The sequence below is a fragment of the Microbacterium aureliae genome (genome assembly GCF_054780155.1).
The window spans coordinates 757,234-777,254 of the sequence record NZ_BAAGWW010000001.1; the positions used below are offsets into that span (position 1 = coordinate 757,234).

A 20,021-nucleotide genomic window follows, 5' to 3' on the forward strand; every position below is an offset into this window, starting at 1 on the left:
AGCCAGGGCGCGGGCATAGGCGGCGCATAGCGTCGGTCGGTCCAATGGTGACTCCACCATCGACCGGAAGACGTCTCATGACCACCACCGCCTTTCTGCTGATCGGCATCGATCTCGCCGCCGCCGCGATCCTCGCGCTCGGCCTCTACTACCGTCGGCATCACCGTCGCGATCTCGTCGTCGCCTTCCTGGGCGTCAACGTCGGGGTGATGGCCGTCGCGGCGGTCCTCGGCATCGCCGAGGTCGCCCTCGGTCTCGGGCTCGGGCTCTTCGGGGTGCTGTCGATCATCCGGCTGCGCTCGTCCGAGATCTCGCAGCGCGAGGTCGCCTACTACTTCGCCGCCCTCGCGATCGGCCTCATCTGCGGGCTGCCGACCGCCGACCCGTGGCCGGTCGCGCTGCTGGTCGCTCTGGTGCTCGCGGTCCTGTGGATCGCCGACCACCCGCGCATGCTCCCCCGCAGCCGCCATCAGTCGGTGCGGCTCGATCGCGCGATCGTCGACGAGACCGCGCTGCGCGCCGAGCTCGAACAGCGCCTGGGGGCCGTGGTCACTTCGCTCACCGTGCAGGACCTCGATCTGGTCAACGACACCACGCTCGTCGACGTCCGCTACCGCGCGGGCGCCGCGGACGCGCAGCCGGCGGGGCGGCGGGCCACGGCACCCGTCGGGGGTGTCCGGTGAGCGCCGTCGACCGGTTCGACCCGGTGACCCTCGACGACCTCGTCGCCGAGGCTGCACTGCTCACCCGCGTCGACCGCAAGTACGTCGTCGAGCGGGGCCGCGTCGCGCGGATCCTCGACAGCCTGGATGCCGGCACGCGCGTGCTCGAGATCGACGGCGCGCGGCGGTTCGCGTACGCGTCGGTGTACTTCGACACGCCGGACCTGCTGAGCTTCCGCATGGCGGCGCAGCCGCGTCGGCGGCGGTTCAAGCTGCGCACCCGCAGCTACCTCGACACCGGGGCGGCGTTCCTCGAGATCAAGACGCGCGGCGCCCGCGGCACCACCGTCAAGGAGCGCGACGTCTACGACCCGGGGCAGGCCGACCGGCTGACCGACGACGCCCGCCGCGAGGTCGCCGGCGCGCTCGGCGCCATCGGCGTTCCGGAGCGCCGTGCCGACGACCTGCGGGCGACGCTCGTCACCCGCTACCGCCGCGCGACGCTGCTCGCCCCCGACGGCGTCGGGCGCGCCACGGTCGACACCGATCTGGCGTGGGACGAGCCGGATGCCGGCGGCTTCACGCTGCCGCACCTGGCGATCGTCGAGACCAAGTCCGGGCCCGTCGCCTCGAGCGTCGACCGGGCACTGTGGCGGGCGGGGATCCGTCCCGCCACGGTCAGCAAGTACGCCACGGGCCTTGCAGCCCTGCATCCGGAACTCCCCCGCAACCGCTGGGCGCGCCTGCTGCGCGGCCCGTTCGCGCCCGACCGGCGCGAGCTTCACAACTCTTCATCCACCCCCATCACCCATGCCCTGACCGAGGAGGCATCATGCTCCGCCGCCGCGTGACCCGACCCCTGCCCCGCCGCATCGCGCTGGCGGGCGTTCCCTTCGCCGTGACCGCCGTCGTGCTCGCCGGCTGCGCCGCGCAGTCCGCCGACGCCGCGTCGACGACCTCGACGACCGGGTCCGCCACCGGCAGCGCCGCTGCGACGGTCGTCGTCGACTCCGACCTGCAGGCCGAGGCGGTGCTCGCCGCGAACGCCGACGTCACGACGGTGAACGACGACGAGTGGTCCGAGGCGGACGCCGAGGACGTGTCGCTGACCGGCCGGTCCGCGTCCAGCGACTCCGACGCGGTCGACATCGACGGCTCCACCGTCACCGTCACCGGCGCCGGCGTGTTCCGCCTGAGCGGCACCCTCGACGGGCAGGTCGTGGTCGCCGCGCCCGACGACGCGCAGGTCGTGCTGATCCTCGACGACGCCGACATCGCGGCATCCGACCGACCGGCGATCACCGTGCAGACCGCCGACGACGTCGCGATCGTGCTGGCCGACGGCAGTTCGAACACCGTGTCGGATGCCGGTTCGTACGCCGACGACGCCGACGCGAACGCCGCGATCTACAGCGACGCCGACCTGACGATCTCGGGGACGGGCGCGCTGGCGGTGTCGGGCAACGGCAACGACGGCATCGCCTCGACCGACGACCTCGTGGTGCTGTCGGGCGAGGTCTCGGTGACCGCCGCCGATGACGGCCTGCGCGGCAAGGACTCGCTGACGATCGGCGGGGGCACCGTCACCGTCGACGCGGGTGGCGATGCGCTGAAGAGCGACCAGGATGCCGACGCGACGCAGGGCTTCATCCATGTCGCCGGGGGCGCGGTGTCGCTCACGAGCGGCGACGACGGGCTGGCCGCCGCGACTGACATCATCGTCACCGGCGGCACTCTCGACGTTGCGGCGGGCGCGTCGGGCGGCGCGGATGCCGGCGCCAAGGGCCTCACGGCCGGCGCCGTCATCGCGCTGGACGGCGGCGAGATCACCGCCAGGGCGGCGGACGACGCCGTGCACTCCGACGGGTCCGTCGGGGTCGGCGGCGTGAGCGTCACCGTGGATGCCGGCGACGACGGCGTGCACGCCGAGCAGGTGCTCGAGATCCGCGACGGATCGGTGACGGTCACGTCGTCCGTCGAGGGGCTCGAGGCGGCGGACATCGCCATCTCGGGCGGCGAGGTCGACGTCACCGCGAGCGACGACGGCATGAATGCCGCGAGCGGCACCGCGTCGACCGAGGGCGCGCAGACCGGGCCCGGCGGCGGTGGGGGCGGGATGGCAGACACCGGCGAGACGATCGCGATCTCGGGCGGCACCGTGCGGGTGACCGGCGCCGGCGACGGGCTGGACTCCAACGGCAGCATCTCGATCACGGGCGGCGTCGTCACCGTGACAGGCCCTGCGGGCGGCGGCGAGGGCGCGATCGATGCCAACGGCGCGGTCACCGTCGACGGCGGCACGCTGGCCGTCGCCGGCGGCGCGACCGGCACGGTGTCGGGGTCGCAGGCGTTCGTCACGGCGGCGGTCACCGGTTCGGCCGGCGACACGATCGAGGTGACGGATGCTGCCGGCGCGGTCGTCGTGAGCTTCACCGCCGATGCATCCTTCACGAACGTCATCGTGAGCGACGCCGCCCTGTCCGCCGGCACGTCGTACACGGTGTCGGTGGCCGGGGGTTCGTCGGCGACCGTGACGGCCGCGGATTCGGTGGCCGGCAGCATGGGCGGCGGCGGAATGGGCGGGCCCGGCGGCGGCCGACCATAGCAATTGCGGCCCGGCGCGGTCGCAAATTCTAGGAAAGGTCGCGGGCGAACGGATATATCGTTCGCCCGCGACTCTTTGCGCGTATTGTTTTCGCCATGGCTCGCAGAATCGTGCATCAACTCGTCGATGATCTCGACGGATCCGTCCTTGAAGTCGGCGAAGGAGAGACCGTCACTTTCTCTCTCGACGGCACCGCTTATGAGATCGATCTGACCACCGCTCACGCGTCGGAATTGCGGGACGCTCTGGCGCCCTATATCGACGTGGCACGGTCGGTTTCGGCCGGTCGCGGCGGCGGTTCGCCCGCGGCCTCTGCGGGGCGCAAGCGTCGCCGCAGTGGCCAGCAGGATTACAGCGCCGTGCGCGAATGGGCGAAGTCGAACGGCTATACCGTTTCGGAGCGAGGCCGGGTGCCGGCGGCCGTTCTTGAGGCGTATGAGGCCGCCCACTGATCCAGTCCTGACGCTATTGCGGTGATTTTCCGTCGCCGCCGAAACCTCCGTATCCGGTGGGAATCGGCGGCGATGGTGTGTTCGCGGTTGCGTGGCGGCGTGATTCTCGGAATCGTGGCCGACTCGCACGACCGAACCGGAAAGGAATCCGCATGCTCACGCTGACCCAGACCGCTGCCGAGGCTGTGAAGTCGATCGTCTCCAACGTTCCCCAGGCCGAGCCCGACGGCGGCATCCGCATCCGCGACACGGGTGAGCCGGCGACCGGCTTCGAGCTGACTGTCGCGCCGACTCCCGAGCCCGAGGACACCGTGGTCGTCACCGACGGCGCGCGCGTCTTTCTCGACGGCCCCGCCGCGCAGGCACTGGATGACCGGGTGCTGGATGCCGAGCTCGTCGGCGACGGCTCGGTGCGCTTCGCGCTCGCGACGCAGTCCTGAGCTTTCCGAAAGGCCGGTCCCCGTCCGCGGGGACCGGCCTTTCGCATGCCCGGGGCGCCGCATGGTAACTCTGCGTCTCTGATCCTGAAACCCCCTGCAGCGGGCGTGACACGCTCCCCTAGCGTCGGGGGTTCCATATGGTGCTTGCCTTCCTCGCCAGGCTGGCCAGCCCCGAAAGGAAACTCCCCATCATGTTGCAGCGAAGCAAAGCCACGGCCGCCGGTGTCGCGATCGTCCTCGCGTCCGCGTTCGGCATCATCCCTGCCACCGCCGCGTCCGCGGCACCGCCGGTGTCTGCGCCGGCGGCGATGCACCAGATCACCGGCACCCAGCTGAATGTCACCGGCGAAGGATTCGTCGGCACGATCAGCGATCTCACGGTGCAGGTCGTCGAGGGGACCCTGGAGCTCACCGGAACGATCGAGGGTGTGCTGAACGGCGTGGAGATCGCGCCGACGTCGTTCACAACGGTGATCCAGGACCTCAACGCGAGCGGCTCTTGCCGCATCCTCGATCTGGACCTCGGCCCGCTCGACCTCGACCTGTTGGGCCTGGTGGTCAACCTCGACGAGGTGAACCTCGACATCACTGCCGTGACGGGTTCGGGCAAGCTGCTCGGCAACCTGCTGTGCGCAGTGACGGGCCTGTTCGACCGCGGCGGCCCGCTCACCACGATCGGCAGCCTGCTGAACCGCCTGCTCACCGGCCTCGGCCTCTGAGCGCTCCCCCTCGAATGGCCGGCCCCTGCGGGGCCGGTCATTCGACATTTGGTGTCCTCTGATGCCCCTGGAGGGACTCGAACACGTTTTGAGCGTTCTGCATGGCAACGTCAGACAGCAACTTCCGCGGAATTACGCGAGTTTTCGAGTTCCCTGCGACATCCAGCGACGTCCGAAAACAGCTAGCAGCGAATGGAATGCGGCCAAAATGCGGGCAGGACTTGCCAGTCCTGGAGCCGTCCTCAGGCCAATCTCAGAACTGAATGCGGCCAAGCTGGTTCTGGCGGCTAGCTGAAATGCGTCATCTTGGGCACTCTGCGGGTGGAGGCGAGGTGCGCTTTGCAAAGTGCTCAAATGAGGTTTAACGCCACCCGATGGTGTCAGCGACCGATCGAAGGCCCCGATGAACCTGGGCGGACGTCAGGTCCGGTGAACTGCTCGCGGAGCTGCTGCTCGCGAGCCTGAACGAGGACCTCCCGACCGGTGGCCTCGTCGACAAGACCCGCAACGCGGGCGCGATTGATCATGCGCGTCGCGGTGCTGACGCTGACGCCGAGCTGCTCCGAGACGAGCTTGAGCGGACCGTCGTTGATGACCGAGGCGAGCCGGTAGAGCCTGACCGCCTCACGCAGGTTCTGTTCCTCGGAGCGCGACTCGTCCGCCCGCAGTCGCGCCAGGTACTGTCCGTAGGTCTCCGGCTCGGATAAATCACCGTCGATGCGGACAACGCGAGCCGCGGCCCACTTGACGATGGCCTGCACTCGGAGGTCGCGCAACAGCGTTGTGGTCACCTCATCGCCCTGGCCGCTCCGATCCACTCGAATCGACTCAGCCGCGGCCCGCCGCAGCGTCGGGTCGTACACGACGTGCGCCCGCACGGCGCCCGGAATGTCAGGAAGGCCAGTTACGACGGCGACCCACGAGCGTGGAACGTGAATGCCGTCGCCGGCGTCGATGATCTCGTCGTCGATCAGTTCGATCGAGAGTTCAGGCATGCTGCGAGTTTCCCAGTTTCGGGAATCGCGAGCAAGTGATGACATCGGCCACTCACGGGTGTACAGTGCGTGAGCAAGTGATGACATCTACCAACCAGCGGAGGAGAAGGTCATGAACTCATCGCCGAATTCGCTTGCCCTGACGATGAAGGATGCCGCGAAGCTCGTCGGCGTCGACTACCGCACGATCAAGCTCGGCATCGAGAGCGGGACCATCCCCACGGTCCAGCTGGGCCAGCGCAGAATGATCCCCCGCGTGCCGCTGCTGCGCGCCTTCGGCGTCGACGCCTGAGCGACCGGTTATGACGATTCCGCAACGCGAAACCACGGCTCGTTCCCCGGCATCCGAGATGTCAGGCCTGAAGTGGACTACTGGCCTGCCTTGTCCTCGTAGTAAGCCTTGCTGAACTCGACCACCTCAGGATGGTCGCCGAACATGTCTCGCTTGAATCCGTACTTCTGGAAGAAGGCCGTCTTCTCTTCCTCAGTCTCGAACCGCTCCTCCGTGCGGTTGCCGGGCGTTCTGGTGTTCTCCTTCCCATCGAAAAAGCGGCTGCTCAGACCCTCCCGGTACTTCACGGGAGTGCCATTGTGGATGTAAAAGCCGGATGCTACTCCGTTCATCTCACTATCGGACCGCGCGCCGTCATATTCGCCGTCGTTCAACGCTTTCAGAATGTCCGCGATTCCCATCCGACCCCTCCCAATATCCTGCCTCGATACGTCGTTCCTGGGCTTGAGTGCGGGTGCACGTCAGTCCTGGTGAGATAGCGTAACCGCACGGCACCGGGGCGAGGAAGGGTGCCTTCTGCGCCGCACCGATCCCTCCGCGGGAATTGCTCGCAGGTGGGGCCATCCGGGCAAGGCGGATCGAACGTGGACGGCCCCGAATGCGTAGCCAGTTGCACGCGCGATCCACCTGACCGCGCGCTCGAACTCAACCGTGTCGGTTGCATCGTGCGATGAGCACGGTGCCAGGATCGTCAGAGTGACCACTGCCTCGTTCGATCGATGGGTTCCCTTTCACGCCTATTCGATGGCACTGACGCGTTTCCGACACGACTTCACAACGCTCAATGACTACTACTGGGGTGCAGCAGCGTCGATCAGTGCAGTCGGAGGCAAGCTTCGCCATCTTGACGACGACGATGACTTCCGATCGCAGCTCGGGCTCACGAGTGCACGATTCAAGAAGCCGCTCGGACACGCGAGTTCAGTCTTCGAGAAGCAGGTTCGGAGCGGCGAGGCCTGGCATCGGCGTGCGGTGCTCGTCATGCTCGCATCCGCGCTCGAGCGCTATCTGGCCACGGTTACATCGCTCGCAGTGGCATCGAATCCGACGTTGAGCCGCGCCCCGCACCTTCTCGACGGGCTCGCGCTAATGAAGTACGAGGTGCAGACCGTCACTCACGATGTGGTTGAAGTCGTCAAGGGTAGCTGGAGCTCCCGGGCCGCCGCCTTCGCCCGGCTCTTTGGATCCAACTCATCGCTCGACGGCGCAATCTCGGCATTTGAACGGATGCGCGCCGACCGCAATACAATCGCGCACTCGTTCGCTGCCCAGTCGGCGGCCGATGTGCTGTCCCCACACGCGATGCTGCTTGTCGGTGCCGGACGCACGTCGAGTGCATATGGCGAGGTCTCCGTTTCGGAGAAGCGCCTCGTGAAGCTGTTCAACTCTGTGCACGCGGTCGTTGAGGCGATCGACCGGCAGTTGATGGCCGAACAGATCGGCAGCTATGAGGTTGCAGCTCTCTACCTCGAGTGGGAGCGCGACCCTGTCTCGTTCGAAAAGGCGTGCGGTAAGGAACTGTGGGACAAAGGCCGGTCGAAGGAACGTAATGCCAAGCGATTCCTCACCTTCGCGCTCGGCTCGGGCGTCACCGTGGACTACGTGCGATCGATCGACAAATACCTACTTGCGTTGTGACGATCCTCAAACGGGCAATGAGCGGTAACGGCACCGTCGCGGGCGACGCGCGGCCGACGGCGCCCCTCCTGTTGTCCGTAGGGAAATGCCAAAGACGTCGCGTGTCGCCGAGCGCCGGGTTCTTTTGTCCTGCGGTGATCGCCCCGGACCGTATCGATGATCGTTCGGCCGGCCTTGCACGGGGTCCCTTTGGTCGCGTACGCCAATAGTTTCAGGGAACTGGGCGTGAGCCATTCCGGAGTCCAACGGCTATGCGTTCAGCCGCTACTACTTCTGATCGTTTGGTTTAGCTGTGAGAGGGTCCACGGACGAAGGGGTCGCTACGGCGCTCGACGCGGGCGGTAGGTGCCGGTGCCAGCCGCGCCGCATGTCGTCTCCCCCTTCCAGAGGATGGGTTAGTCGGACTGGGCATCAGCCCAGGGATCAAGGAGTCGTCCGGCGTGCGCCGTTCGACCCGTCCCTTTAACACTGGCTCCGCGTCGGCGTCTCGCCGTCCCGGCACGCTACCTTCGAGTCGTGTTCGTCAACGATCCGGATCACCCCAGCTTCAGTAACCATCCCGAGGACAGCGAAAGTGTCTGGCGCTATATGGATCTCGCCCGTTACCTCTCACTGCTCCAGACGTCCGCGCTGCACTTCGCCCGTTCCGACCAGATGAGCGACCGGTGGGAAGGTGCAATTGGCCAACTCAACGTCGAACGCCGATCCGCACTGTACGGGGAAGATTTCGCGGCCATGTACGCCAACTCCGGCCTGAAGCGGGCGAACATTATGCGGTTGATCCACATGAACTGTTGGCACCTTTCCGAAGTCGAATCCGCAGCGATGTGGGACATCTATCAGCGAGAAGGACGCGGAGTCGCTTTGAAGTCCAACTGGGGCCTGCTCAAAGGGAGCATCACCAGTAACCGGTCGGTGTACGGCGCAAAGGTCGAGTACGTGGACTACCGCTCAACCCTCATCCCCGAGGGAATCGTCTTCGACGCGTTCCTGCATAAGCGAGAGAGTTTCAGCCACGAGCGCGAGGTGCGTCTCGTAATGTTGGCTGGTGGCGACGACGATGAGTTAGGTGACGAACTCGACGATAGGAACGATGAGGAGAGCGACGAGGGCCGACCGCTGACCTCGGTGGATGAGCCGGTAATCCCGGTAAGCGTGGACCTACCAACCCTTGTGGAGCGCGTGTACGTCGCGCCCGATGCTCCCTCGTGGATCACCGAAGTCGTCGAGGCAGTGACGCGACAGTACGGCCTGGCGTATCCCGTCCAACAGTCAGACCTCGCGTCCGACCCAATCGAGTAGGTACTCACGGTTTGCAGCTCGGCGTCCGGATCTCGGCGCCAACTGAGACAGCGGAGCTCCGTTTGAAGCTTGTGCCCCCGTAACCCCCTACGCACCTTAACTCGACTGGCACCCCCGATCTATTACTCCTGCTCTCTTCGATAGATTGCTGCGCCTCAACTGAAACGAGTCGAGCGGGATCCCGATTCGGGCATCGCCCGATGAAGGCACCACGAGTACGCCGCCAAACCGGTTCGTTGCCATCCCTAATCGGGCACTGCCCGAAGAGAGCAGGTTGAGCGCAGGCGAATACGGCGTGCGTTGGACAATCCTGTAACGGGCAATGCCCCGGGGAGGGGCGACGGCGCGCGACTAGAGGCATCTCCGCAAGGGCCACCTTCCACAATCGAGGGTGGAGGCAACGGAGGCAGTCGTTACGAGGCTCTCCGTGGCTCAGGCGAATGTCGCCACCCGGCAGTAGCTTTGGCCCGTGGAGATAGTGAATGCAGTTATCGCGGCGCTCGGTATCGGCGTCACTGTCCTCATCGCTTGGGCCTCGACGCGTACGACGCGTGCTCGGCGACGCGCCGAGGAGGCCCAGCTTGCCCTGAAGCTCCTCGAGGCCAATCTGGCAAGCGAACACCGAACGGATCAGGATCGGTTGATGGAAGCGCGTCTTGTGAACACCGCACGGTTGGCGACCACCGAGTTCACCAGGCTGATGCTCGATGATGGACCGCGGTGGTGGTCGGTCGTTCCTGTCGCCACCTATGGCGTGCTGCTCTTGGTGATGTCTTGGGTCACGCCCAGTTCCGGAGCGGCGGCGATCTTTGTGGCGATTGGCATCGGATGCTTCGTCTATATCGTCGTCGCGGTGTGGCTCAAGAACCGACGTGCGCGGCGGCTCAAGGAAGCCGGCATTCACGTCCCGAGTATCCGCGAGTTGCTCGACGCGGAGCGCCGCGACTGGTCGAATATCTTGGCCGCGCGCCGCGCACGACGAGTCGATCCTCAGGGGCCGAAGGATGGAGTGCCACGCTAACCCGTCCGTCGCGATCCACATACACGCAGCGACCGTAATGCCGGCCGAAGGAAGGTTCGTGTCTGATTCGGAGTTCCAGTTCCCGTCTCCGAACTACTCAACCTTTACGCAGGCAGTCCGGCGATATCGCCCCTCGCAGTTGCTCCCGTTACTTGCTTCGATGTCTGCACGGGTCGACCCGAACTTCCACGGTTATGCGGACATTCGAGCGTTCCCACCTTGGGCTGCAGCAGCCATCGCGCGCGAATCTCTCGTCCGAGGAAACGAGTTTCGCAACGACGACGCAACCGCCGAGGACATCCGACGCCTGGCTCGTTTGCACCACACGGTATTCGAGGAGCCGTCCAAGCCAACCCTCTCTGCCGTGATCGGGCCGCTGATCCACGAGCAGATGTGGTGGCAGATCGGGCTCTTCGAGGAATGGACAAGGGCCGTCAACCTCTTCGAGGACACCTCGTTTGGAGATGTCTACCCATGGGCGGATGTGATCGGGCTATCAATCTCCGAGGCAATACGCGCCGCGTTCGTCATCGGGCAGGATGTAAACGCCAACGGCGGACGATGGGACCCTGGCCGGCTCGACCTCATCTACGCCGATCCGCGAATGCAACCTCACATCCCGCGCCAACACGTCCAGCAACTGGCTCGATACCTGACTGCACCAGTTGCCGAGTTGCGCCGGCAAGGCAAGGCCTACGACGAACGACCCGACCGAGACCCAGACCTCGAGAAGTATCCGCTGAACCCCCTTATGCGATACCCGCTCGTCGACCTCGGCGTCGTTGGCACCTGGGCGCCGGTCGGACCGCTCGTGTGGCGTGTGCTGCTTCCGTCCACGCTCTACGCGGAAGGCGTCGCGATCTGGGGAAGCTCGTTCACACGATCCCTTGGAAGCCGATATCAGAACTACATAGGTGAGCTACTCCGCAACGTCGCTCCCCGGCTACTCCCAGAGATCTCGTACGGAAAGGGCGGGGGAAGTCTCAGCGTGGACTGGATCTGGGTGACGGACCAAGCGATTGTTCTCGTCGAGTGCAAGTCAGCAGGGCTGGGAATCGATGCTCGAGCCGGAGGTGGTAAGTTCTCCGAACTTATCGACCGCTACCTCGTGAAGGGACGGCGCCAGATCGATACGACCGCGGAACAAATCCGCCTCCAAACTCCAGGGTTCGAGAGCATCCCGAACGACCGACGCGTAGTGGGACTCGTGGTTACTAGCGAGCCCTTCCATTTCGCAAACGCGCACCTCGACGAGTTCGGGCAGAAGGGGAAAACCCCCTCAATGGTCGTGTCAGCCCGTGAGCTGGAGCAACTCACGAGCTACGACCCGGACGATGCGATAGGCCTGCTCCTCGAGGTATTCGATGACGAAGAGCGGCGCACCTGGAATCTAGAGCAAGCGCTCCGCAGCCGACCGTCCGGCAAACACCCCGCGGAGTTGCGGGCGTGGCAGCGAATCCGCCCTGCTTGGCCGAATGGCGCGAGCGGATCGTGAGCCGAGACGCTCTGCCGCCATAGGCCAGGCGGCGGGACCTGCCGTGGCCGATCGCTAAACGGGCACTGCTCGAGAGGGGTACACGCCACCGATACGGCAGCCAGATGGGGGCGCATCGACACCGTAAGCGGATGGTCGCCATTTCGTGAGCTGACGACGCGTCGTGCCATCGAGGGGAGCGCGACAGTGCCCGATACTGTGAATCCATGGCTCCAACCTCTCTGCGGGATCGCGTTCCGCCCGCGCAGGAGAAGGTGGTCATCGCCCGGAGTGGAAACAAGTGCGCGTACCCGGGGTGTGCCCTGAACTTGACCATCGACCCGAAGGCTGGCGGCGACCGCCCCAAGGCGACCGGCAAGGTCGCCCACATCGCTGCGGCCAGCCCGGGTGGTCCGCGCTACGACCCGCAGATGACGTCGGAGGAGCGAGGCTCCGCCGAGAATCTGATCTATCTGTGTGGTCCGCATCATGACGCCGTCGATACGCAGCTGGAGTACCACACTCGTGCGTTCCTCCTGGAGACCAAACGCGCGCACGAGGCGGCGGTGGAACGTGCTGTGCGGAGCGCCCTGGGCGAGGTGACGTACGAGGAGCTCACCGTGGTGTGCACGGTCATCGCCAACCAGCCCACCCCGCCTCAGCAGCTCGGCGTGGAACTCGCGTTGCCTCTTCAGGAAAAGATCGATCTGAACAAGCTCGGCCCGACCTCTGTGCAGCGAATCACAGACGGTCTGTCCCAGGCCGCTCGAGTGGAGGACTTCATCGGCTTCCAGAATTCCGTCAAACCGGCGTTCGGACGCAGCTTGGTCGCGAGGTTCAAGAGCGACTACTACGCGGCGCGAGCCGAGAACCTCGCGCCGGACGGCGTCTTCGATTACCTCGTGGAAACGGCGATCGAGCACGCCGGCCCCCGAGACACCCCACAGGTACGGGCGGCGGCCCTGGCCGTCATCGCCTACCTCTTCGAGATCTGCGAGATCTTCGAACGTGAGTGAGTTCTTCCCCGACAAGTTCACGCCGTTGGAGCGCACGGTTGTCGGCGAGGCAGCCGCGCTGCTGGCGCTGCTCGCAGACCGAAGCATGAGTGTCGGTCAGCTCTACGTCGAACGCCGTCAGTCGGCGGTCGCGTCGACGTACGACACCTTCGTCGCCGCGTTGACCTTGCTGTACGGGGCGGGCGCGCTCCACTACCAGGACCAGATGGTGAGGGCCAGCTAGTGTTCATCCGCCTGAGCGTGAACCAGGAGGACGTCAAGCCCATCAACTTCCAGCCGGGCTTCAACGCGATCGTCGCCGAGCGCGCACACGACTCGACCGATCAGGACAGCCGTAATGCGCGGGGCAAGTCGACGATGCTCATGCTGATGAACTACGTCCTCGCGGGCAGTCTGCACAAGAGCCTGCGTCCTCTCGCCGACGACGGCTGGGAGGTCACGCTGACGCTCGAGATGTTCGGGGGCACCGTCGCAGCCACGCGGTCCCTGGCCAGCGGCCGGCGGCTCACGATTGCCGCCCAGGGGCCGGCGCGGGAGATGATCACCCCGTGGCTGACCGAAGGTGAGATCACCCTCGAGAACTGGAAGTCGCTACTCGGCCTCGCGCTGTTCCGTCTCGAGCCGGCCGCGGAGGACAAGGGCGGGGGACTGTCAGTTCGAACCCTGCTGTCGTACGTGATCCGGACCGACACGCCCCGCGATCCGTTCAAGGTCATCCCGCAGCAGGGCGCGACCAGCAGCCGCGAGCACGTCGCGTTCCTCCTCGGCCTTGACTGGCAGGTGATTGACGACCTTGCCAACGTCAAGAAGGGCCTCGAGCAGCTGAAGGTCATCACCGCAGCGACCAAGGAAAGCCTCGTCACCTCGCTTCGCCCAGAGGAGGAACTCGCACTCGAGCGTGCCGCACTCAAGAACGAGGCGGACGAGTGGCGCGAACGAATCTCGGGATTCCGCATCCTGGAGGACCCCAACTCTCTCGTCGCACGCGCGGACGACCTGACAGCGGAGATCAGCCGCCTCCGCGATGCAGCTGTCGTCGATCGACGGATGCGCGATCTTTACGTAGCCTCGCTCACCGACTCGACAGACGTCGAAGATGAATCCGTATCAGTCGAGGATCTGTTCGCCGCGGCCGGAGTGATCCTCGCGGAAGGCTTCAAGCGCCAGGTCAGCGAGGTCCGGGACTTTCATGCGACGCTGCTCGCCAACCGCCGCCAGTTCCTCAACGGCGAGATAGAGACCCTCGACGCGCGCATCCAGACACGCGCGGAGGAGCTCAGCCGCCTCGACGAGCAGCGCGACGCCGCGCTCCGCACACTCGATGCCGGCGGCGCGCTCGACGAGCTGAATGCGATGCGCGGCGAGCTCAGTGACATCGAAGCGCGTATGGCCGCGCTGGATCTGCAAATCGAACAATCACGTGAGCTCGTGACCCGCCGCGAAGAGCTGAAACTCGTGCAGTCCACGAAGAGGAGCGAAGCCACCCGCGATCTCACGACGTCGCGCGAAAAGCTCGATCGGATCAGCGATCGCTTCAGCCAGAAGATGCGACAGCTCTACGGCAAGGACGCCGCGCTCACGGTGTCCGTCGATGACGCCGGATACAACTTCACCATCAGCGCATCCGGGGCGGGAAGCACGGGTGTTGATCGGATGATCCTGTTCTGCTTCGATCTCACGCTGCTCGAAGAAGGCATCATCACCAACCACCATCCCGACTTCCTCGTGCACGACTCATCCGTTTTCGATGGCGTCGATCCGCGTCAGCGCGCAGGAGCCCTCCAGTTCGCACAGGCCATGGTGGAGTCAAGGGGCGGCCAGTACATCTGCACGATCAACAGCAACGACGTTCCGGACGAGGTCCTCGACCAGGAGTGGTTCAAGACCGGCGTCGTTCGCACGATCCTCGACACGGAAACCGGAGGCCTGCTCGGCAGAGAGTTCTAATCCCCGGCCACGCGGACTCGGTCGAGTGTGTTCGGGTCGATAGGCGGAATGCTCCTGGCGTGACGAGCACGCACGCCAGGGTCGCGGGTGGGTCGGTCCATGGGTCCGAGCGGCGGTCAAGGCGCCCCCGTGACGCGAACTTGCATTCCTTTGACTGTTGCGGAAAGAACGTCAGACTCGCGAGTAGCGTGAGGGCATGCCTGAGCAACCGCGCGCACTCGAGGATCATTGGCGGCGTATCCCCAACGAGACGGTCCTTGAGCTGGGGAAGATCACGGTACTGGCGGGAGCGATCGAGGGAATCATCTTCAGTGTCGCGAGCTGGCTTGGTCCTGGGATCCACGGCATCGCGGACCCGGGAAGACGGGGAGTATCACAGGTACGCGCAGCACTGGCTCGTCCCGGCGTCGCTCGAGCGTTCTCAGACGCTATACGCCTTGAGGACTCGGCTCGCTGGCAACGGTGGCTCGTTGATGCCCGAGATGCGCTTGAGGCGAGGAACGCCATGATTCATGCGCGGATGATCTATGTCTGGGAGGGCGACGAGCGAGTTCAGTATGCGCGTACGTCTCGAGACGGCCTCAAATCTCCGCGCTCGATCGCCGAGATTGCCGAGGTGCGACAAGGGCTAGAGCACGTCGTTGAAGAAGGCGACGCGCTTCGTCTCATCGCGATCGTCCATGAAGTGCGCGACGGACGTCGAGCAGAAGCTCAGCCGTTAGCTGAGCAGGACGAGTACTGAGCTGAGTGGAGTGCGTTCCGCTGCAGATCCGCCGGGACTGCATCGGGCGATTGAGGGTCGTTCGTAGCGACAAGCGACGAGATGCTGTGAGCGAGGCCCAAACCCGCGCTGATTGCGCCCGAGTAGCCCGCGCGTGACCTTCCTCGTTGGGCGTCCGACTATCGAGCGCCTCTACATTCCCATCCCGCGCCCCGCACTCGGCACCCCAACCACCGGCGCCGTAGCCATCGCCGCCTCGCGGTTCCGCGCCGCGCGCCGCACCTCGGCCTGGGCAGCGCGCACAGCATCCTGCATCGTCAACTCCGGAGTGCCGCGCTGCATCGAATCGGCGAGGCACTCGCGGGCCGCGGCATCCGTCCGCGCCACGACGATCGCGACGTTATGCGCCCGCCCGCGCGTGAGGCCTACGTAGAGTCCCGCGGCATCCACATCCGGACCGACCACCGACGCATCGGCGGTGTCGCCTTGCACGCCGTGCACGGTGGAGGCGTAGGCGAGCTGCAGGTGCTCGCGCGCGTACTCGGTGGTCACACGCGCCACCTCGCCGCTATCGCCTACAGAGACAAGAGACAGGTACTCGTTGCGGATGCCGCGCACAATCCACTGCGCGCGATTCTCGACTCCCGTGAGCCGGTCGTTGCGACGAGTCTGGACGGTGTCGCCGACGAGGATGCGCTGCGGCCCGATTCCCCACGCGGCGACGCGTACGTCGAGCTCGCCCTGATCGACTCGCCGCTGCTGGATGGCCTCGTTGATCGCATCCGCCTCAGCATTCGTCCCAGAGACGAGCGTCACCCGCTTGCCGCGTGCGTGCCAGTCGAAGTACGCCTCGATCATCCGCTCATGCGCCGCTTCGTGATGATCGACCCGAGCGACGTGACCGCGTTCGGCAAGCTCGCCCGCAACCACCAGTGCACGCCCGCGATCACCCGCATCCCGGAGCCGCAGTGTGAGCGCCGCGTAGTCGGGATCGCGGAACCGGTGCACCGTGTCGAGCTCGACCGCAGCGTTCGCGTGCCGGATCGCAGAACCCATCGCGCCCGGGTGTCCGACCGGCAACGCCTGATGCGTGTCACCCACGAACGCCAGCCCGACACCCTGCTCGATCGCGAGCTCCACGAGGACGTTCGCCGTCTGCAGGTCGACCATGCCGGCTTCGTCGACGACGATCCGATCGCGAGAACGCAGCACGTACCGGGTTGGTCCGCCGTATACGGCGCCCGTGCTGGGATCGACGTCTCCCACTCGAAGCCTGGTCCACACCTTCGCGCCGGCTTCGTCGGTGCCCCATCGGTAGCCATGGTCCGAAAGCAAGGCATGAATGCTGGATGCCGCGGCCCCGACCTCGCGAGACGCCACCGATGCCGCTTTTCGGGTGGGAGTGACAACGAGCATCCGTCGCCGTTGCGACGTGAGCGCCGCGAACGCAGCGCGCAGCATCGTCGTCTTGCCCGCGCCGGCGGGGCCGGTCACCGTCACGAGCCCGTCGGTGCCGGCGAGGGCGCACGCGGCAACGCTTTGCGACGCATCCAGCGCCGAGAAATTTTCGTTCGGTGCGAGCTGGCGCAACTCGCCCGGCAGCAGGGAGCGCCCCGGTCGGGCGAGCACGTCCAAGCGGCCGGCGAGACGCACCTTGGCGCGTACGGTCTCGGTCGCCATGAACGCCTTGACGTGCGCCGGCGGCTCCGCAACGAGCCGATAGACGGAATGCGTGGCACGCACCGTGATCTCGGCGATCACGTCATCGAGCCGGTCGCGCTCCGCAACGACTCCCGTGCGCGAGAGCGCTCGTATCGCGCCGGCGCGGATGTCGAACACGCTGAACCTGCCGCCGCATGAGGTGGAGCGTTCGTCCGCGTCAACGACTGCCTTTGCAGCGAGCAGATCCACGTTGAGCGCAGACGGGTCTGTTGCGGCGAGTGGAACGGGTGCGCGCGTCGCGGTCAGGCTCGGATCGATCGCTGCGATCTCGTCGCGAACGCGCGCCTCCCACGACGCCTCATCGAGATCGGCCGGCTTGTTCGGACGCGACACCGCCCACGCGCGCCGATCGATCTGCTGCAGCACCTCCACGCTCGGCGCAGATCCCCGGTGCGCCGCCGACCACTCCGCGATCAGGCGCGCGCGGTTGCTTTCGATCTGCGCCGACCGGCGCGAGACGGGCCGGACGGCACCGGCGAGTTCGGCGATCTCGCCAGTGTCGTCGAGCGTGTAGCCGTGCCGGGCGAGCGCGGCGATCCAGGCCGGATCGGTGCGGGCGGCGAGCTCGCCTTCGGCGTTGACAACGGTGTGCAGTTTCATCGCGACGCGCGAGTCGAGGTTCGACCACTTGCCGTCTGCACCGCGCACCTTGATGTTGAGCCACAGGTGACGGTGGATGTGCGGGTCGAGTGCGCGCGAGCGACGGTGCTGCAGCTCGACGGCTTCGATGCGCGTGATCGCCTCGCGAATGAGTCCGCCGTGCCCGCGGCGTGCGTTCAGTTCGGTTTGCCAGATGAGCAGGATGCGGTCCCGCAACCGGTCTTGGAGGGCTTCGAACTCGGCTGCGAGTTCGGGATGGAGCAGCGCGGCGATACTGTACGACTTCGGGTGGTTGAGCGTACCGTCGAGCAGCAGGTCAGCGTCGGGGCTCAGGCGCTGGTGGCCGCGCTCCTCCCCCGTGACCGGGTCGTGTCCGGTGAGCCAGACGCGAAGGCCGCCAGCCGTAAGTTGGTCAGTCGTCATGACGCCGTTGTCGACGATGAACCGAGAGACGGTTGAATCGGATGCTGCGCCGTACGCCTCAAGCGCTTCGGCGCCCGTCGGGTAGGGCATGTGGGCGTCGCACGTGCCCTCGAGCGCGTACGAGATCGCCTGCCGGACCCCGCGGGATTCGACGCCTCTCTTCCATCGCTCCAGGCCTCCGCGCATGGCGCCAGAGTAGGCTAGGTTTTCGCTGTTATCCAGGGATTTTTCTGAGTTGAAGGTAGCTGTAGCAAAGCGGCTTCAAACGGCGTCGTCCACCTTGGGTGCCTGCGTGCATCGCCGTTGTGGCGCATTCGGCCTGGAGGCGAGAATCGGGATCGGGTGTGAGTGGCCGGGTCTGGCATCTGGTGTCTTGTGGCGGTCGCCCATCAGGCACTCGTGCCACGCGTTGCGCGGCGGGCCGATGAAGACCGCCTTCGCCGGGTACTGCGCGTGCACGGGCCGAAATCCGGGCGTCAACGACCGCAATGCGGAGGCGACGTACCCGCCTGACTACAGCGACGCCATCACAAGCTCTTACATGGGCGGTGCCCCTCGGCCGCGGAGGACCGAGGGGCACTGGCGGTGGACGTTGGTCAGGCGGCTTCAGCCGCGCGAGGAGACTCGACTTCGGCGAACTTCTGCTTCATCGTCTCGTTGCCGCGTGTGAGCTTCTTGACGGTGAGGGCCGTCGCCTTGTCATTGGCGAGGCGGAGGTTGTTGCCCGAGCTGAGCAGACCCTCCTTCACCTTCTGAAGGCGCTCGATCGCCTTGTCGATGTCATCGATGGCGGTGTCGAACTTGCGCTTGGCGAGGTCGTAGTTGCGCCCGAACGCCGCCTTGAAGTCTTCGAGTTCGGACTCGAAGCTCGTGATGTCGATGTTCTGCTTCTTGATCTGCTCGAGCTCAGCCTTGACCACGACGGTCTTCTGGGCGGCACCGCGGAGCAGGGCGATGATGGCGAGGAAGAACTGCGGCCGGACGACGAACATCTTCGGGTACTCGTGCGAGACGTCGGTGATGCCGGTGTACAGCTCGGAATCCTCTTCGAGCATCGACACGAGCACGGCGTACTCGCAGCCCTTCTCGCGGCGGTCCCTATCGAGCTTCGCGAAGAAATCGATGTTCTTCTTCTTCTTGGTCGACGTCGCGTCGGCCTCGTTCTTCATGTCGAACATGATCGAGATGTACTCGACCCCGTCTTCGCTGAAGTCGCGGAAGATGTAGTCGCCCTTAGTGCCAGTGGAGATGTCGTTGTCCTTGCCGAACTCGGCGCTCGGAAACGCCATCGCCCGGACGCGGTTGAACTCGGTCTCACAGTGTTGTTCGAGCGACTCACCCAGCAGCTTTACCGACTGCCGCGCCTTGAAATCGCGGTACTGCTCGACCTGCTGCTGCAGGAGCGCGACCTCCTTGGAGTGCGACTCCTTGAGCGCCGACTCCTTGACCTGCTGTTCGGCAGCCTGGAGAACGATCTTGCTCTCAGCGGCGGAAAGCTTCTGCTGCACCTCCGAGACCGCCTTGGTGAGCGCCAGCTCTTGACTGGTGCTGGCCTTGTCGATCTCGCCGCGCAGCCGCAGGATCTCGGCGTCCTTCTCAGCCGCCGCCTTCTGCGCGTCATCAGCAGCCTTCGCGATTGCGAGCTGCTGCGCGGTGTCCGCGCCTTGGATCGCGGCCTTGAGACGCTCGATCTGCGCGTCCCTGGCGCCGAGAGCCTTCTGGGAATCCTCGGCTGCCTGGGCGATAGCGAGCGCCTGGACGTTCCCGGCCCCCGCGATCTCGTTCTTCAGGCGCAGAATCTCAGCGTCCTTCTTCGCGGCAGCCTCCTGCGCTTGCTGGGCGACTTTCGCCTCAGCGAGCTCGATCTCGGTCTTCATGGCTTTGCCGGCCTCGGCGAGCCGGGCGTGGAGTTCCTTCTCGAACTCCGTCGTGCGCACCTGCTGCACGAGGCTGGCGTACTCGGCCTCGTCGATGGTGAACACGGTCCCGCAG

The 20,021-nt window shown here is 65.8% G+C and carries 19 protein-coding genes; 15 read left to right on the forward strand and 4 right to left on the reverse strand.

The window, feature by feature from the left end; translation table 11 throughout:
* Positions 1-77: 77 nt before the first annotated feature.
* The 6 genes from ACYVF4_RS03660 (at position 78) to ACYVF4_RS03685 (ending at position 4,878) form a co-directional block, all read left to right on the forward strand.
* Complete coding sequence (locus tag ACYVF4_RS03660; protein ID WP_460719824.1) at positions 78-683, forward strand: DUF4956 domain-containing protein; 606 nt, start codon at positions 78-80, stop codon at positions 681-683.
* On the forward strand, positions 680-1,513 hold the full coding sequence (locus tag ACYVF4_RS03665) for a polyphosphate polymerase domain-containing protein (RefSeq protein WP_460719826.1): 834 nt from the start codon (positions 680-682) through the stop codon (positions 1,511-1,513). The genes ACYVF4_RS03660 and ACYVF4_RS03665 overlap by 4 nt, the downstream gene beginning before the upstream one ends.
* A complete protein-coding gene (locus ACYVF4_RS03670; RefSeq protein ID WP_460719828.1) occupies positions 1,495-3,267 on the forward strand; it encodes a carbohydrate-binding domain-containing protein in 1,773 nt (590 codons plus the stop codon). The genes ACYVF4_RS03665 and ACYVF4_RS03670 overlap by 19 nt, the downstream gene beginning before the upstream one ends.
* A 95-nt stretch (positions 3,268-3,362) precedes the next feature.
* The gene (locus ACYVF4_RS03675) at positions 3,363-3,719 is read left to right on the forward strand and encodes a histone-like nucleoid-structuring protein Lsr2 (protein WP_460719829.1); all 357 of its coding nucleotides are present in this window, start codon (positions 3,363-3,365) and stop codon (positions 3,717-3,719) included.
* A 152-nt stretch (positions 3,720-3,871) separates the two neighbouring features.
* Positions 3,872-4,159 carry a Fe-S cluster assembly protein HesB gene (locus tag ACYVF4_RS03680; protein ID WP_460719831.1) on the forward strand — a complete coding sequence of 96 codons (288 nt, stop codon included), beginning with the start codon at positions 3,872-3,874 and terminating at the stop codon, positions 4,157-4,159.
* Between the two features lie 137 nt (positions 4,160-4,296).
* Positions 4,297-4,878, forward strand: coding sequence for an ABC transporter substrate-binding protein (locus ACYVF4_RS03685; RefSeq protein WP_460719833.1), 582 nt, complete (start codon positions 4,297-4,299; stop codon positions 4,876-4,878).
* A 380-nt stretch (positions 4,879-5,258) separates the two neighbouring features.
* Here the strand turns inward: ACYVF4_RS03685 and ACYVF4_RS03690 are convergent, their stop codons facing one another.
* Positions 5,259-5,873, reverse strand: coding sequence for a hypothetical protein (locus ACYVF4_RS03690; RefSeq protein ID WP_460719835.1), 615 nt, complete (start codon positions 5,871-5,873; stop codon positions 5,259-5,261).
* Positions 5,874-5,985: 112 nt separating this feature from the next.
* On the opposite strand from ACYVF4_RS03690, the gene ACYVF4_RS03695 reads away from it, so the two are divergent.
* On the forward strand, positions 5,986-6,165 hold the full coding sequence (locus tag ACYVF4_RS03695; protein ID WP_376014082.1) for a helix-turn-helix domain-containing protein: 180 nt from the start codon (positions 5,986-5,988) through the stop codon (positions 6,163-6,165).
* Positions 6,166-6,242: 77 nt separating this feature from the next.
* Here ACYVF4_RS03695 and ACYVF4_RS03700 read toward each other — a convergent pair whose 3' ends face one another.
* Positions 6,243-6,566 (reverse strand): hypothetical protein, encoded by a 324-nt coding sequence (locus ACYVF4_RS03700; protein WP_460719837.1) that lies wholly within the window; start codon positions 6,564-6,566, stop codon positions 6,243-6,245.
* A 295-nt stretch (positions 6,567-6,861) separates the two neighbouring features.
* Between ACYVF4_RS03700 and ACYVF4_RS03705 the strand changes: the two genes are divergently transcribed.
* The 8 genes from ACYVF4_RS03705 to ACYVF4_RS03740 all read left to right on the forward strand — a co-directional run bounded on the left by ACYVF4_RS03705 (position 6,862) and on the right by ACYVF4_RS03740 (position 15,305).
* Positions 6,862-7,803, forward strand: coding sequence for a hypothetical protein (locus ACYVF4_RS03705; RefSeq protein WP_460719839.1), 942 nt, complete (start codon positions 6,862-6,864; stop codon positions 7,801-7,803).
* A gap of 516 nt (positions 7,804-8,319) precedes the next feature.
* The gene (locus tag ACYVF4_RS03710) at positions 8,320-9,105 is read left to right on the forward strand and encodes a hypothetical protein (RefSeq protein WP_460719841.1); all 786 of its coding nucleotides are present in this window, start codon (positions 8,320-8,322) and stop codon (positions 9,103-9,105) included.
* A 469-nt stretch (positions 9,106-9,574) separates the two neighbouring features.
* Positions 9,575-10,126 (forward strand): hypothetical protein, encoded by a 552-nt coding sequence (locus ACYVF4_RS03715; RefSeq protein ID WP_460719843.1) that lies wholly within the window; start codon positions 9,575-9,577, stop codon positions 10,124-10,126.
* A 58-nt stretch (positions 10,127-10,184) separates the two neighbouring features.
* Positions 10,185-11,621: a hypothetical protein gene (locus ACYVF4_RS03720; RefSeq protein WP_460719845.1), complete on the forward strand. Its 1,437-nt coding sequence runs from the start codon at positions 10,185-10,187 to the stop codon at positions 11,619-11,621.
* Positions 11,622-11,827: 206 nt separating this feature from the next.
* Positions 11,828-12,616 (forward strand): ABC-three component system protein, encoded by a 789-nt coding sequence (locus ACYVF4_RS03725; RefSeq protein WP_460719847.1) that lies wholly within the window; start codon positions 11,828-11,830, stop codon positions 12,614-12,616.
* On the forward strand, positions 12,609-12,839 hold the full coding sequence (locus tag ACYVF4_RS03730) for an ABC-three component system middle component 6 (RefSeq protein ID WP_460719849.1): 231 nt from the start codon (positions 12,609-12,611) through the stop codon (positions 12,837-12,839). Before ACYVF4_RS03725 ends, ACYVF4_RS03730 begins: the two co-directional genes overlap by 8 nt.
* Entirely contained in the window at positions 12,839-14,563 is a 1,725-nt protein-coding gene (locus ACYVF4_RS03735) for a DUF2326 domain-containing protein (protein WP_460719851.1), read from the forward strand. The genes ACYVF4_RS03730 and ACYVF4_RS03735 overlap by 1 nt, the downstream gene beginning before the upstream one ends.
* 196 nt (positions 14,564-14,759) lie before the next feature.
* Entirely contained in the window at positions 14,760-15,305 is a 546-nt protein-coding gene (locus tag ACYVF4_RS03740; RefSeq protein WP_460719853.1) for a hypothetical protein, read from the forward strand.
* Between the two features lie 171 nt (positions 15,306-15,476).
* Here ACYVF4_RS03740 and ACYVF4_RS03745 read toward each other — a convergent pair whose 3' ends face one another.
* Positions 15,477-18,215 (reverse strand): AAA family ATPase, encoded by a 2,739-nt coding sequence (locus ACYVF4_RS03745; protein WP_460719855.1) that lies wholly within the window; start codon positions 18,213-18,215, stop codon positions 15,477-15,479.
* Positions 18,216-18,625: 410 nt separating this feature from the next.
* Positions 18,626-20,011: a DUF2130 domain-containing protein gene (locus tag ACYVF4_RS03750; RefSeq protein ID WP_460719857.1), complete on the reverse strand. Its 1,386-nt coding sequence runs from the start codon at positions 20,009-20,011 to the stop codon at positions 18,626-18,628.
* Between the last annotated feature and the right edge of the window lie 10 nt (positions 20,012-20,021).

Bases quoted from the DNA above. Each gene is read 5' to 3' on its own strand.
- ACYVF4_RS03660 (WP_460719824.1), top strand. From the start codon at position 78: ATGACCACCACCGCCTTTCTGCTGATCGGCATCGATCTCGCCGCCGCC.
- ACYVF4_RS03670 (WP_460719828.1), top strand. From the start codon at position 1,495: ATGCTCCGCCGCCGCGTGACCCGACCCCTGCCCCGCCGCATCGCGCTG.
- ACYVF4_RS03675 (WP_460719829.1), top strand. From the start codon at position 3,363: ATGGCTCGCAGAATCGTGCATCAACTCGTCGATGATCTCGACGGATCC.
- ACYVF4_RS03680 (WP_460719831.1), top strand. From the start codon at position 3,872: ATGCTCACGCTGACCCAGACCGCTGCCGAGGCTGTGAAGTCGATCGTC.
- ACYVF4_RS03685 (WP_460719833.1), top strand. From the start codon at position 4,297: ATGGTGCTTGCCTTCCTCGCCAGGCTGGCCAGCCCCGAAAGGAAACTC.
- ACYVF4_RS03690 (WP_460719835.1), bottom strand. From the start codon at position 5,873: ATGCCTGAACTCTCGATCGAACTGATCGACGACGAGATCATCGACGCC.
- ACYVF4_RS03695 (WP_376014082.1), top strand. From the start codon at position 5,986: ATGAACTCATCGCCGAATTCGCTTGCCCTGACGATGAAGGATGCCGCG.
- ACYVF4_RS03700 (WP_460719837.1), bottom strand. From the start codon at position 6,566: ATGGGAATCGCGGACATTCTGAAAGCGTTGAACGACGGCGAATATGAC.
- ACYVF4_RS03725 (WP_460719847.1), top strand. From the start codon at position 11,828: ATGGCTCCAACCTCTCTGCGGGATCGCGTTCCGCCCGCGCAGGAGAAG.
- ACYVF4_RS03740 (WP_460719853.1), top strand. From the start codon at position 14,760: ATGCCTGAGCAACCGCGCGCACTCGAGGATCATTGGCGGCGTATCCCC.
- ACYVF4_RS03745 (WP_460719855.1), bottom strand. From the start codon at position 18,215: ATGCGCGGAGGCCTGGAGCGATGGAAGAGAGGCGTCGAATCCCGCGGG.